14 protein-coding genes and 1 pseudogene are annotated in these 13,656 nt (G+C 46.4%); 5 read left to right on the forward strand and 10 right to left on the reverse strand.

What is annotated here, in order from left to right:
- Nucleotides 1–2: 2 nt before the first annotated feature.
- From VP472_RS05995 to lacG, 4 genes are all read right to left on the reverse strand, one after another.
- Nucleotides 3–1,172: a galactokinase gene (locus VP472_RS05995; protein WP_146276546.1), complete on the reverse strand. Its 1,170-nt coding sequence runs from the start codon at nucleotides 1,170–1,172 to the stop codon at nucleotides 3–5.
- Between the two features lie 15 nt (nucleotides 1,173–1,187).
- A complete protein-coding gene (locus tag VP472_RS06000) occupies nucleotides 1,188–2,894 on the reverse strand; it encodes a PTS lactose transporter subunit IIBC (RefSeq protein WP_146276548.1) in 1,707 nt (568 codons plus the stop codon).
- Nucleotides 2,895–2,905: 11 nt separating this feature from the next.
- The gene (locus tag VP472_RS06005; RefSeq protein ID WP_007407323.1) at nucleotides 2,906–3,220 is read right to left on the reverse strand and encodes a PTS sugar transporter subunit IIA; all 315 of its coding nucleotides are present in this window, start codon (nucleotides 3,218–3,220) and stop codon (nucleotides 2,906–2,908) included.
- 63 nt (nucleotides 3,221–3,283) lie between these two features.
- Entirely contained in the window at nucleotides 3,284–4,684 is a 1,401-nt protein-coding gene (gene lacG, locus VP472_RS06010) for a 6-phospho-beta-galactosidase (RefSeq protein WP_003154938.1), read from the reverse strand.
- 252 nt (nucleotides 4,685–4,936) lie between these two features.
- On the opposite strand from lacG, the gene VP472_RS06015 reads away from it, so the two are divergent.
- Together VP472_RS06015 and VP472_RS06020 are read left to right on the forward strand one after the other, a co-directional pair.
- Entirely contained in the window at nucleotides 4,937–5,698 is a 762-nt protein-coding gene (locus VP472_RS06015; protein WP_017417571.1) for a DeoR/GlpR family DNA-binding transcription regulator, read from the forward strand.
- A gap of 18 nt (nucleotides 5,699–5,716) precedes the next feature.
- Entirely contained in the window at nucleotides 5,717–6,400 is a 684-nt protein-coding gene (locus VP472_RS06020; RefSeq protein ID WP_070081657.1) for an HAD family hydrolase, read from the forward strand.
- Between the two features lie 189 nt (nucleotides 6,401–6,589).
- Here VP472_RS06020 and VP472_RS06025 read toward each other — a convergent pair whose 3' ends face one another.
- Nucleotides 6,590–6,937 (reverse strand): DUF3147 family protein, encoded by a 348-nt coding sequence (locus VP472_RS06025; protein ID WP_015388376.1) that lies wholly within the window; start codon nucleotides 6,935–6,937, stop codon nucleotides 6,590–6,592.
- Nucleotides 6,921–7,346 (reverse strand): MarR family winged helix-turn-helix transcriptional regulator, encoded by a 426-nt coding sequence (locus VP472_RS06030; protein ID WP_063636830.1) that lies wholly within the window; start codon nucleotides 7,344–7,346, stop codon nucleotides 6,921–6,923. Before VP472_RS06030 ends, VP472_RS06025 begins: the two co-directional genes overlap by 17 nt.
- A 362-nt stretch (nucleotides 7,347–7,708) precedes the next feature.
- Between VP472_RS06030 and VP472_RS20080 the strand changes: the two are divergent.
- Nucleotides 7,709–8,105: pseudogene (locus tag VP472_RS20080) on the forward strand (MgtC/SapB family protein); the annotation flags it as partial.
- A gap of 283 nt (nucleotides 8,106–8,388) precedes the next feature.
- On the opposite strand, the gene VP472_RS20085 reads toward VP472_RS20080, so the two are convergent.
- The 4 genes from VP472_RS20085 to VP472_RS06050 form a co-directional block, all read right to left on the reverse strand.
- The gene (locus VP472_RS20085) at nucleotides 8,389–8,571 is read right to left on the reverse strand and encodes a hypothetical protein (RefSeq protein ID WP_071543315.1); all 183 of its coding nucleotides are present in this window, start codon (nucleotides 8,569–8,571) and stop codon (nucleotides 8,389–8,391) included.
- Between the two features lie 113 nt (nucleotides 8,572–8,684).
- Entirely contained in the window at nucleotides 8,685–8,858 is a 174-nt protein-coding gene (locus VP472_RS06040) for a YjfB family protein (protein ID WP_012117340.1), read from the reverse strand.
- Nucleotides 8,859–8,901: 43 nt separating this feature from the next.
- The gene (locus VP472_RS06045; protein WP_146276550.1) at nucleotides 8,902–9,303 is read right to left on the reverse strand and encodes a ribosomal maturation YjgA family protein; all 402 of its coding nucleotides are present in this window, start codon (nucleotides 9,301–9,303) and stop codon (nucleotides 8,902–8,904) included.
- A gap of 98 nt (nucleotides 9,304–9,401) precedes the next feature.
- The gene (locus VP472_RS06050) at nucleotides 9,402–9,971 is read right to left on the reverse strand and encodes a YjgB family protein (protein ID WP_071391972.1); all 570 of its coding nucleotides are present in this window, start codon (nucleotides 9,969–9,971) and stop codon (nucleotides 9,402–9,404) included.
- 122 nt (nucleotides 9,972–10,093) lie between these two features.
- Between VP472_RS06050 and fdhF the strand changes: the two genes are divergently transcribed.
- Nucleotides 10,094–13,051, forward strand: a complete 2,958-nt coding sequence (gene fdhF / locus VP472_RS06055) for a formate dehydrogenase subunit alpha (protein WP_146276552.1) — start codon at nucleotides 10,094–10,096, stop codon at nucleotides 13,049–13,051.
- Entirely contained in the window at nucleotides 13,044–13,586 is a 543-nt protein-coding gene (locus VP472_RS06060; RefSeq protein ID WP_012117344.1) for a helical membrane plugin domain-containing protein, read from the forward strand. Before fdhF ends, VP472_RS06060 begins: the two co-directional genes overlap by 8 nt.
- The last annotated feature ends 70 nt before the right edge of the window (nucleotides 13,587–13,656 follow it).

Genomic DNA, 13,656 nt, shown 5'->3' on the forward strand with positions numbered 1-13,656 from the left:
ATTTATTTTTCCCTCCATTCAGCCGCGCCATCGCTTATATCCGCGATGTAGAAAGAAGCTTCAAGACCTGTCCTGCTGCGGTATTGAGATGAAACGGCGGGGATAAAGCCGGCGGTTTCTTCACTTTCCACAATGGCTATGGCGCAGCCGCCGAACCCCGCGCCCGTCATCCGCGCTCCGAGTGCTCCTTCTTTCCAGGCTGCTTCAGCGAGCGCGTCTAATTCGTCACCGGTCACTTCATAATCATCGCGTAACGAACGGTGGGACGCATTCATCAGCTCCCCGAACGTTTTCAAATCATTCGATTTAAGAGCTTCCGCCGCTGAGAGGGTCCGCTCGTTTTCATTGACCGCGTGCCGGGCTCTTTTACGCAAAGTTTCACAGGAGAGAAGGGGTTCGAGTTTGTTGAATTCTTCTCCCGTCAATTCCGCAAGTGATGCGATATTCCGATATTGCCGCAGTTCCGTGAGAGCCGCGTCGCATTCGCTGCGGCGTTCATTATACTTTGAAGCCGCCAGCTCCCGGCGTTTGTTCGTATTCATAATGACGATTTTATATCCGTTAAAAGCAGCCGGAATCATTTCGTGCTCAAGCTTATCGCAGTTTAAAAGAATGGCCATGTTCTTTTTGCCTTTTTGCACTGCGAATTGATCCATAATCCCTGAATTCACGCCGATAAATTCATTTTCGACTCTTTTTCCGATAAGCGCCAGTTCAGTATCGGAAACATCCAAGCTGAATAACTTTCTTAAAATGGAACCGGTTAACATTTCAATGGAAGCAGAGGAGCTTAAACCGGCTCCGTTTGGAATCGTACCGTGAAAAAGAATATCCATTCCGCTGTCTATTTGACCGCCGGCTTCAAGAAGGTAATGGATCATCCCCTTCGGATAATTGGCCCAGCCGTCTTCTTTTTTGTATGCTGTGGCGGAAAGATCAAGGCAGACAATGCCGCTGTCAGGAAAGTTTTCTGAGTATAACCGGATCTGGTGATCTTCGCGTTTTGCGCATACGGCATATGTTCCGATCGTGATCGCGCAGGGAAGAACGTGACCGCCTATATAATCCGTATGTTCCCCGATCAGGTTGATCCGGCCGGGTGCGAAAAACAGTTCTCCGTTGCTTCTCTTGAAAATGTCTTCGAATCTCGATTTCAAAAGTTTGGCATCCATGATAAACCTCCGATTCTATTTTGGGGTATGCTCCAGTATGAACTGAATGGCTTTTTGTGAATTTCTGGTGAGGCTGATATATTCCGCTCCTTTCGTTGCGATGAGTTTCACATGCAGGCGGTCCGCATCTTCTTTAATGTCATCATAATAAGAGCCGACTTGCGGAGCCAAAATGATCATATCGAAGTCTTTCATGATGTCGTAATGGGATCCGTAGGCGCCTGCTGAGGCGGTGATCGGCACGTTGTATTCTTCGGCTCCTTCTGTCAGTGCGTTCGCAAGCATGGCGCTCGTTCCCGCTCCGGCGCACAGCACTAACACATTGGTGCCGTGTTCCAAGGCGGATGAGGATTCCTGAAAATTTGTGCTGATGACGGAAGCCGCGTCTTCTGAGGCGCCGGCTATTACGGGCTGTATCTCCCGGGATTTTTGCGGCGCGGTTTCAGGCTCGGTGTGTTGGGTTTCTTCCGCCGCTAATACTTTGTCATAAGCTTTACAGAATGGCAGGTATATCAGGAAATCGACAATGATTAATACAGCCGTCAGAACAAAAGCCGAGAGCCCCATGCCGGTTCCGAGAATCAAGCCGGCGGGCGCCGGGGTGGCCCACGGAAGAACATACATAAAACTGTTCATTCCGATGACATCCACGAAAAATTTAAACAGACAGACATTCACCATCGGCGTTACAACAAACGGAATGAAAAAATAAGGATTTAAAATGATCGGCGCAGCAAAGAGAAGAGGTTCGTTTACTGCGAAAGACACCGGAACTGCGGATGCTTTTCCGACTGCTTTCAATTGCTTGGATTTTGCGAAAAGCAGAAAGATAAACGGAACAACAAGGGTTGCGCCGGTTCCTCCCATTGTGCCGACGAAGTTCCCGAGTCCGACGGTCAGCACGTTGGACGCCTGCTCACCGGCATTATGAAGCTGCAGGTTCGCCTCCACATTTGCGTAAATAATAGCTGCTATGGCCGGCTCCACAATAGAAGGCCCGTGAACGCCGACAAACCAGAACAGCGCCATCATTCCCCAAATGACACAAATCCCAAGATAACCGTCTGCGGCGGTAAAAAACGGCGATAAGAGAGAGGAGAGAGCCTCTGCAAAAGATACGTTCAGCGTGTTCCTGATCAATAAATCAATGATTACCATGGCCAAAACGGAAAAAGCGAACGGAAAAACATCTTTAAATGTTTGTGAAATGGTACCCGGCACTTCTTTAGGCATTTTAATCGTAATATTTTTCAGCACGCAGAATCTGTAAACGTTCACCGTTATGAAAGCGGATACAAAAGCGGCTAAAAGACCTTTTGTGCCGAGATATTCCGTGGAGAATCCGCCGTCGATTTGAGTGACGCTTAAAATGAGAAACCCGACGACTGAAGCAAGCATCGCTGAAACGGGGTTGATCCCTTTGTTTTTCGGCATTTTTCGGTTCATTGATTCACTCAGGCATTTCGCACTTGTTGCTGCAACGATCAGACCGAGGGCGCCCATTGAATAGTTATAAACTTTCCAAAGCCATTCAGAAACACTTTTAGGCCAAGTGAAACCCAACACTTCCGGCACAGCGGCGGTGAGGATGAAAATGCTGGCGAATAAAATAACCGGCATGGCAGTTAAGAAGCCGTCGCGGATCGCGCCTAAATAAATGTTTCTTGAGATTTTTTCAAAAAACGGTTTTCCCTTTTCGATTTGCTTGATGATACCGTTCATTTTTCCACTCCTTATCGGCGGCTTCGGTAGAGTTCTATAAAATCCTGAATAAGATCACGGAGCAAAAGGGTTGTCATCAAGTGGTCCTGACCGTGAACGAAAATAAACCCTAATTCCATGTCCTTGCCGTCAGCTTCTTCAGCTAACATTTTCGTTTGCGCATTGTGGGCGAGGGTTAAATTTTCATCGGCGCTTTTCAATGCTGCTTCCGTGTTTTCGAAGTTTCCGGCACGGACTTCTTTCAGGACTTTCAATAAAGTGCTTCTGGCGTCGCCGGCATAGGCGACGATTTCAAAACCGAGCATCTGCAATTCTTCCTTTGTCATGAAAAAAACCTCCTAAAGACGGCACACATGATGAAAAGAGATTCTTTTCACCATGTGTGATCGTTAAATGATTGTTTTTGTTTCACTTACAAGTTTGTACCAGTAGGCCGATTCTTTCGGATACCGTTTTTGGGTGTCGAAGTCGACGTAAAAAAGACCGTAACGTTTGTTGTAGCCGTTGGTCCATGAAAATAAATCCATTAAGGACCATAAGAAGTACCCCTTTACATTGACTCCGTCGGTAATCGCTTTACTGACGGCTTCTAAATATACTTTTAAATAGTCGATTCTTGCCTTATCCATAATGATGCCGTCTTCAAACTCATCTTTATAGCCCATGCCGTTTTCGGTAATGTAAATTTTGTTATATTGCGGATAGTCCCGTTTGATGCGCATCAGCATGTCATACATGCCTTCAGGATAAATGAGCCAATCCCAATCGGTCCGCTTCAGGCCTTCTTTGTAAATTCTTTCGCCGATTCCTTTTACTTTATAGACCGAAGTGCCCTTATCGCCCGTTCCGTTATGGTGAATAACGGTTTCTCCGTCGTACGCTTTGACGAAATGGCATTGATAATGATTGATGCCGAGATAATCATTGCGCGTTGAGGCTTTTTTCATCACGTCAAAGTCACTGTCTGAAAACTCGTATGAAGCGCCGTTTGCCTCACAGATTTCATCCAGAGCACGCATGGTTTCCTCAGAATAATAGCCGAGGTAGGTGGCATCGAGGAGGAATCTCACTGATAACGCGTCATCCAGAAAACAGGCGTGGCGGTCTTCTTCTGTGCCGCTGGCGGGATATTTTGTTTCCAATGAATGGACGACCCCGATTTCTCCCGGATAACCGCCGTCTTTAAAAAGATTGACGGTCATCGCATGCGCTACCATCATGTGATGGAGGCATTGAATGACTTTTGTGATATCACTTTTAACAGATGGCGGGAAAACCCCGAGTAAATACTGGTTGGTGGCTGTGGGATAAATTTCGTTAAACGTGCTCCAATATCTGATTTCGCTGAATTCTTTAAAGCAAAACTCCGCATAGCTGACGAACGCTTCTATTGCAGCGCGGTTGAGGAAATCTCCCTGATCAAATAATCCTTTCGGTGTATCGAAATGATGCAGCGTGACAAAAGGGGTGACGTTGCGTTTATGGCACTCTGAGAAAATACGATGATAGTAGTCAACACCTTCCTGATTGATTTTGCCCGTGCCGTCAGGGAAAATTCTCGTCCAGGCTATAGAAAGGCGGATGCCGTTTATTCCGAATTTTTCACATAGTTTAATATCTTCCGGAAACTGGCGGTAAAAATCACTTGCCGGATCAGGGCTGAATCTTCCCTGTTTTTCAAGAAATTCATCCCAGGCCACAGGCCCTTTGCCGCCTTCTTTTGTGGCGCCTTCCGCTTGATATGCCGCAGTCGCTCCGCCGAAAATAAAGTCATGAGGTAATTTGAGCATTACTGAATCCTCCTTCGCCAATGTGTGAATTGTAGTTTATTAATGTTTGTAATTGTTATCTTTTGTTTAATAGTAAACGCATACATTTTTGTTGTCAATAGCTTCATAAAGAAATAACATCTGTATTTATAGGGGTTATGTAAGTTTGTCGTTGTTTTTTATGTTGATTGTGTTGTTTATTAGTGTTTGTTTTTGTTGACCGGATTGCCGCAGTATGTTAGATTGTGTGTAAAGTTGAGGGGATGATTGAACATGTTAAAAAAAGAGCGGCTTTTAAAAATCATCGATATTGTAAACTCGCGGGGGTTTATTACGGTGAGTGATATTATCGATGAACTGGAAGTTTCTGATATGACAGTGAGAAGAGACCTGGACGAGCTGGATAAGGCCGGAAAAATCGTACGTATTCACGGAGGCGCACAGAGCATATCTTATTCCATTGATCACGAATTATCGCATAATGAAAAACTGGGTGTTCAAATGGAGGAGAAGGGGAAGATCGCGGAACTCGCAGCTTCCTATGTAAATGACGGCGATACCGTTTTTTTAGGGCCCGGCACGACGATTGAACTTTTAGCCAAACACCTGCTGCATAAGCGAATCAGGATTATCACAAACAACTATCCCGTATTTGATATTTTGAAACATGGCGACATTGCGGATACCATCCTGATTGGAGGCGACTTCCGAAAAAATACCGGTGCCTTCGTCGGCCCCATCGTGAACGGCAATCTGCAGAAATTCAATTTTACGAAGGCTTTCATCAGCGCCAACGGCATACATAATGATGAGATTTCTTCTTACAGCATTGAAGAAGGGGAAGCTCACCAAATCGCGCTGAATAATTCGCGGACGAAATTTTTGCTGGCGGATAATAAAAAATTCAACCGGGAAGATTTTTACGTGTTCTATAACTTGCACGATATGGACTATCTGATTACGGATGATAAAGTCATGAAAGATGTTCAAATTCATTACGAGCAATATGTAGATGTCAAAATCGCAAAAAAATAAAAAAAGGCGGGCGGTTCGATGAAAGGGGTTATTTTTGATTTCAACGGCACGATGTTTCAAGATTCGCATCTGCACGAAAAAGCATGGTTTTTCATGGTGAAAAAATACGCACCGAAAACCATTTCTGATGAAGACATTTTCGTTAACATTCACGGGAGAACAAACAGTGAAATCCTGACGTATTTTATTTCCGGCGATTTAACAAATGAAGAAATCAAGAAGCTGTCTTTTGAAAAAGAAGCCTACTACAGAGAATTATGCCTTGAAAACAAAGACGAGTTAAAGCTGACGAAGGGACTGACCGGCGTATTGAACCATCTGAAAAAATCGGAAACACCGATGACCATCGCCACGGCTACGGTAAAGGAAAATGTCGAGTTTTACTTTGACGTCTTTCATTTGGATCAGTGGTTTGATTTTGACAAAGTCACGTTTGATGACGGGAGCTTCCCCGGAAAACCGGCGCCGGATATTTTTCTCATCGCATCGGAAAAATTAGGCCTCAAACCTGAAGAATGCTTAGTCATTGAAGATGCCTTTTCAGGGCTCACAGCGGCAAAAAAAGCAGGTGCGGGCAAGATTATGGCCATTGACCCGCTCGGAAAAAACCGCGCGCTATTTGAAGAAAAACAGCTGGCGGGTGACGGGATACTGACAGATTTCACCTCGTTTTTTGAGGTGATTGCCGGACATTCTGTTTGAGAGATCAGCCGGTTTTCATGCGGGTATGGCTGTACAGGCTGCAGACTCCGTTCGCAACACGGGATGTTTTTGTGTTTGGCGCTTCTCGTGAAGAAAGGAGTTTCGCTTTTTATTCGGAGTCACTTTTAAGACAGGGATATCCCTGTCTTTTTAATTCCTCGTATTTCTTCCAAAGAAGCGCCAAGGTGCCTATTGCTGACTGTTTATATGTTTCACGATAAAATCCTGAGCATACAAGAAAACCAGCCATCCTGTAAGTCCAAGCCCTGATGCGGCAATGAAAGACAGTGAATGGCGAAGGGCGATGCCGATAATGACCAGCATAATGACTGTAGAGGGGATGCCGGAAGCCACGCTGAATGCAAAATGACTTAATGTCTCCTTCGTTTCGCCTTGGATGTACAGCCAAATCATGCTCAGCATACTGACAATTGGTAAAGCCGCTATAATACCTCCATAACTCGGGCTTCTTCTTGATATTTCAGTGATAACCCCAATAATAGCAGCGGAGACAATGATTTTAACGATCGTAAACATCTTCAGCACGCTCCTTCATCAAACTGAATGCTTTTAAGACAAGTGTTCGTTCTTCATTATTCATGTTGTCAAAAAGAAGCTGTTTAAGCTTTTCTTCATCAAGACCGGAATGCCGGTAAAGGACATCCGCCCCCAAACTGGTAAGTTTTAAAATGACTTTCCTCTCATCTTCAACACTTCTGGTTTTATAAACATACTTTTTCTTCAGTAACCGCTTTATATGTTCCGAAGCGGTATTATGCGATACTTGAATCGCTCCGGCAATGTCTTTTATTCCGACTGCCTTCTCTTTTTGAATGACTTGCAGAATCCGTACACCTTGGTGAGTGATTTTTTCATGGTGCTGATAACGGAGCCGATAGTAAATATCTGTCCAGAGGTCATTTAATCGTATAATTTCGTTAGACATCATAAGCCACCTTTTATCGTTTATTAAGATTATATCTTATATTACGATATATTTTCGCGGATTGAAAGCAATTTTTGAGCATGAGGGAGCGGCATTCGTTCTGTTTTTAGAAGATTGGAAGAGACAAGCGGCCGCAGCTTCAACGAATAAACTTATTTAATATACTCTCAATAAGTCATTTTCCTTATTTTAAGAAACGGCAGCTTAATACCTTCCGCATATAAATAAGAGCACTGACAATATGATAAAGAACCAAAGTATATATTCAAATGCAGTTTTTTTCAGCAGGGCAGTCCTGTGCTGATTGAAAAAGATACGGGGGATAAAAAGCGGGTAAGAAGATAAGGAAAGGAGAGAGACGGATGGAACTTGATTTTGTGATTCGTCTGGCGGTTGCGGGTCTGCTTGGGGCTCTTATTGGATTGGAGAGAGAATTCAGGGCGAAGGAAGCCGGTTTGAGGACGCATTTTTTAGTGGCCGTCGGCAGCGCCTTGATGATGATCGTTTCCAAATACGGCTTTTTTGATTTGTTATCCAACAGCCATACGTCCTTTGATCCGAGCCGGGTGGCGGCGCAGGTCGTCAGCGGTGTCGGATTTTTAGGAGCCGGCACGATTATTTTGCAGCGGCATGTCGTGCGGGGGCTTACGACGGCAGCGGGGATTTGGGCTACGTCGGGGATCGGGCTGACGATCGGGGCAGGTATGTATGTCATCGGCATCAGCGGCACGATTTTGGCGTTAATCGGGCTTGAACTGTTAAATTTTCTGTTTAAACCGGCGGCGCATTCTTTGTCTGTCAGTTTCAGGATTGAAGAGAAAGCCGTCATGCATGATATTTTAACTTCTCTTGAGGAAAAAGGAATTCTGATTACGTCCTATGAATTGAATAAGGCGGTGCTTGAAGTGAAGGGAAGGGTGAAAAGCAAAAGCGGGAAAGCAGCGGTAATGGAGAAAGTTCAAGCCCTCCCGTATATCCTGTCGGTCAAAGTTGAATAGCAGACAGGGGAAGCCTCCTGTCTGCAGTCATTTCTTTTCAAACATTAATACCAAGGATAGAACGGGATATACGGCCGCGGATAGTATGGGTATGGTCTGGGGTAATAATAAGGCGGCCGCGGATAGTATGGATATGGTCTGGGGTAATAATAAGGCGGCCGCGGATAATGATATGGCACCCGTTCGTGGCTCTCGGCTGTGTATTCATGATCGAAAGGATCGTACAAGAGGAAAACCTCCTTTTCAAATGTTGGTTCCGTTTACCTTATTCCTGTATGCCCGGTACGGTGTATGTACAACGGGCAAAAAAAAGACGCCGGTTATCATCCGGCATCTTTTTTTACACTTTCACATCAATTGAATGGCCGGCAGTCGGGTGCTGGGACGGCAGCATTTTCACTGTTTCTTCCGCCGCAGCCTGTGCATGCTGCATGACCGTTTTTGTTAAAGCGATATTTACATTCTGCGCCAGAGATGCCTGATGCATTGCGATTGATAACGCAGGGATATCCATAGCTTCCACCTCCTTATCCCTTCATATCGGCGGCGTGCTCTGATTATGAAGAGGGCTGGCGGTTTCTTTTTACGGCCCATTCTAAAAGTGCGGAAGCGCATACCCCGAGGGTATAGGCGAAAATGTCACTCCAGACAAATTGCCAGCCGAGGATCAGCCCGCCGAGCGTGCTGCTTCTGATCTCGTCAATCCATGGCGCGTGATACAGCTGGCTGCATTCAATCAGAAAGCAAAACGAGAGGCTCAAAATTGCGGCTGTTTCCGTCCGGATGTGCCGAAACAAAAGCCCGAATCCTGTAAAAATCATGGCCGCCCACAGGGCATCTCCTAAATAAGCGTTTATGATGCCGGGCAATAGGGCGGTGATGTATGCGGTTCTGGACAGCAAACCGAGGGCGATGATAAAAACGGTACATATTCCGTATGTCAATGGATGTCTATTCACTTCACACTGTTCCCCTTTTTTTGTACTCCCATGTATTGTAAGGAACGACGGAGAAGCTGTCTATGAAAAAAACGGCCCGGAAGGCCGCTTTTTTTGCGTTATCTGGCTTTTAGGTTGACATGATCTGCTTTTTGATCACTGCCGATGACGAAGCGGAGCTCATACTGCCCCGTATGGTAGACGTAATCTGTTTCGCCCGTTTTTGGCACTGTCAGGATTTTGTCAGCGCTGCCGATTTGTTTGCTTAAGACGTCAGGTGTGACGCTGCCGAGGTTTAAGCGCCGCTCGACCCCCGTTCCGAAATAGCGTATTTCCGAGATTTTTCCGTTTTTATGATAGGAAAATCCGTAGCCGGGGTTTCCCATGTTCCAGCTGTATAAATCAAATGGATTGCGGCTGTCTGCTTTTTGTTCCGGCTCGCCGATTTTATCGTAAACGTCCTGTCTTGTGCTTTGGTTGATTTTCAGGCCTTTCACATTTTGCGGCATTTCCCCTTTAAATGCCGATTGGTAAAGGCTGTTCACCAGTTCTTGTGCACGCTGGTTTTCCGTTTTTGAAGCGGCTGCGGCATGGACGGGCTGTGTATCCGAAAATGCTTCTGCTCCGAAAGCGCATCCCGTGAGCATCACTGCCGACAATCCCGTGACGAGTGTTTTTTTCTTCAACATGTGAACGCCTCCTTTTTACCGCTCATACCCGTATGTTTCCTGAGATAAACGAGATGTTTTAGTGAAAGGCCGGTTGGGAATCATAGAGGATGTATAGAGGGGTACAGAAAGGGGAAAAGAAAATGGCTGATACAAAGAAAGTTACAATCAATGGGGTTGAAATGGAAGCGCCGGACGGCCAAACCGTTTTGCAGCTTTTGAACAATAGTTCAATTGACGTGCCGCACGTGTGTTATCACCCGAGTCTCGGGCCGATTGAAACGTGCGATACCTGTATCGTCAATGTTAACGGGGAACTGGTGCGTTCGTGTTCTGCGCAAATAAAGGACGGAGATGTCATCGATACGCTTTCGTCCGATGTAAAAAAAGCGCAGGTTATCGGCATGGACAACATTTTGCACAACCATGAATTGTACTGTACGGTCTGTGATTACAACAATGGGAGCTGCGAAGTACATAATACCGTAAAGGAAATGAAAATCAATCATCAAAGCATTCCGTTCGATCAAAAACCGTATCCTAAAGATGAATCAAATCCGTTTTACCGATATGATCCCGATCAGTGCATTTTGTGCGGACGCTGCGTCGAAGCCTGTCAGGACGTACAGGTAACCGAAACGTTAAGCATTGATTGGGAGCGGAAACGCCCGCGGGTCATTTGGGATCAGGATGTGCCGATCAATGAATCATCATGTGTTTCCTGCGGACATTGTTCGACGGTATGTCCGTGCAATGCCATGATGGAAAAAGGCATGGAAGGCGAAGCTGGGTATTTAACAGGCATTAACCAAGAGACGCTTCGGCCGATGATTGACATCACAAAAGGCGTCGAAACCGGATACGGATCAATTTTAGCCATATCGGATATGGAATCGGCCATGCGGGATGAAAGAATCAAGAAAACGAAAACCGTATGCACATACTGCGGTGTCGGCTGCAGTTTTGATATATGGACGAAAGGAAGAGACATTTTAAAGGTCGAGCCTCAGGCTGAGGCGCCCGCAAATGGAATTTCGACGTGTGTGAAAGGGAAATTCGGCTGGGATTTCGTCAATAGTGAAAAGCGCCTTACCAAACCGCTTATCCGGGAAGGAGACTCGTTTCGGGAGGCGGAATGGGATGAAGCGCTGCAGCTGATCGCTGATAAATTTACCGATATAAAAGAACATTTCGGCCCGGACGCGCTTGCTTTTATCACATCTTCCAAGTGCACGAATGAAGAATCATACGTGATGCAGAAGCTTGCAAGAGCCGTTATCGGAACAAATAATGTCGACAACTGCTCACGCTACTGCCAGTCTCCCGCCACGGCCGGATTGTTCAGAACGGTCGGATACGGCGGCGATTCAGGATCAATTACAGATATAGAAAAAGCTGAGCTCGTGCTGATTATCGGTTCAAATACATCTGAGTCTCACCCCGTCCTGTCCACACGCATTAAACGTTCTCATAAGCTGCACGGGCAGAAGCTCGTCGTTGCTGACTTGCGAAAACACGAAATGGCCGAGCGCTCCGACGTGTTTTTCCAGCCGCGTGCCGGATCAGATATTGTCTGGCTGAATGCCGTATCGAAATATCTGCTTGATCACGATTTGGCGGATACTGCATTTCTGAAGGAGAGAGTGAACGGATTAGATGAATTCGTGAAAAGCCTTGAACCTTATACGATGGAATATGCGGAAAAACATACCGGTGTGGACAAGGATACCTTAATTAAAGTGGCCCGGATGATTCATGAAGCCAAAAGTGTATGCGCACTGTGGGCGATGGGGGTCACCCAGCATATCGGAGGAAGTGATACGAGCACGGCCATTTCCAACATGCTTCTTGTGACCGGAAATTACGGCAAGCCCGGCGCAGGCTCATATCCGCTTCGGGGCCATAATAACGTGCAGGGAGCCAGTGATTTCGGCAGTATGCCTGACAGCTTCCCTGGCTATGAAAAAGTAACGGATGAAAAAGCCCGCAAAAAGTATGAACAGGGCTGGGGAACAGACCTGCCGAAAGAAATCGGAATGACAAATCATGAAATGATCGAGGGCATCCACTCGGGAAAACTGAAGTGTATGTATGTAAAAGGGGAAGAAATGGGGCTTGTCGACTCCAATATCAACCATGTTCATGCCGCCTTTGAAAAGCTTGATTTCTTCGTTGTGCAGGATATTTTTCTCTCGCGGACGGCCGAGTTCGCCGATGTGGTGCTCCCGGCAAGCCCGAGCCTTGAAAAAGAAGGAACGTTTACGAATACGGAACGGAGGGTGCAGCGCCTTTACGAAGTGTTTGAACCGCTGGGCGATTCAAAGCCTGATTGGCAGATCATTACGGACATCGCCAACCGGCTGGGCGCTGATTGGCGCTATGAACATCCGGCAGACATTATGGAAGAAGCGGCAATGCTTTCGCCGCTCTACGCAGGCGTCACTTACGAACGTCTCGAAGGCTACAATTCACTGCAATGGCCGGTTGCAGCGGACGGAACCGATTCACCGCTTTTATTTACGGACAAGTTCCCGTTTTCAGACGGCAAAGCGATTCTATATCCCGTTCAGTGGACCGAGCCGAAAGAATTTGGTGAAGAATATGATATCCATGTGAATAACGGGCGGCTGCTCGAGCATTTTCACGAAGGGAATCTGACTTACCGATCAAAAGGAATATCCGAAAAAACACCGAGTGTGTTCCTTGAGGTCTCGCCCGAACTCGCCGAAGAAAGAGGGCTGGAAGACGGAACGCTTGTCCGTCTGACATCACCGTACGGAAATGTGAAAGTCAAATGCATCATCACAGACAGGGTAAAAGGCAAACAAGTCTATCTCCCGATGAACGATTCAAAAGACGCCGCCATTAACCTTTTGACAAGCAGCTATGCGGATAAGGATACGGATACACCGGCTTATAAAGAAACATCAGCGAAGATGGAGATTTTGAAAAAAGAAGGCGTTAATCCGCTTCCGAAAATCAATTTCCGTTACGGAAACCCGCAGCCGCAGATCGGTGTCCGGGTTGATCGGAAATGGGCGCGTCAAGATTATGTATTTCCGGGAGACGCCGTAAAAAGGGGGAAACAGCAAAATGGCTAAAGCAATCAGCGGCATCCGAAAACAGACCGTCACAGAAGAAGACAAACGAAAAAAGGACTTAGAAGAGATCGAGACGGCTCTTTTACGAAATAAAGACGCGATTTTGGAATCTCTGCACATTCTTCAGCACATGAACGAGCGCGGCGTTTTGGCGCTTCTGCGCGGGCTCTTCGGCCAAGGAGACAAAGTGATGGATATCCTGGTGAAGAAGGCGAATACGCCGGAAACGGCCAATATGCTGAAAAATCTCCTGCTGTTAAGCGGCGTTCTCGGCATGCTCGATGTAAAACAGCTTGAGCCGTTTATCGTTAAAATCAATGCGGGCGTCACAAAGGCCGTCGAAGAAAAAGACAGCGGCAGGAAGACGGGGTATTTTGATATCGTCCGCGCTTTAAAAGACCCGGAAATCAACAAGGCCGTCACTCTGCTGTTTTCTTTCCTGAAAGGCATGGGCGCTGATACGGACGATATGGAAAGAAATACGCAGCCTCCTGAAGACCAAAAGCAGCACCAGAAACCGCAGACGAATGAGTGAGCATTTCTCCCGAGCCTGGCCGAAGGCTCGGGTTTTTTGTGCGCTTCTGCTGTTTTCTTGGGAGAAATTT

It is taken from the genome of Bacillus sp. MT(2024), from assembly GCF_036362845.1.
GTDB lineage: Bacteria > Bacillota > Bacilli > Bacillales > Bacillaceae > Bacillus > Bacillus velezensis.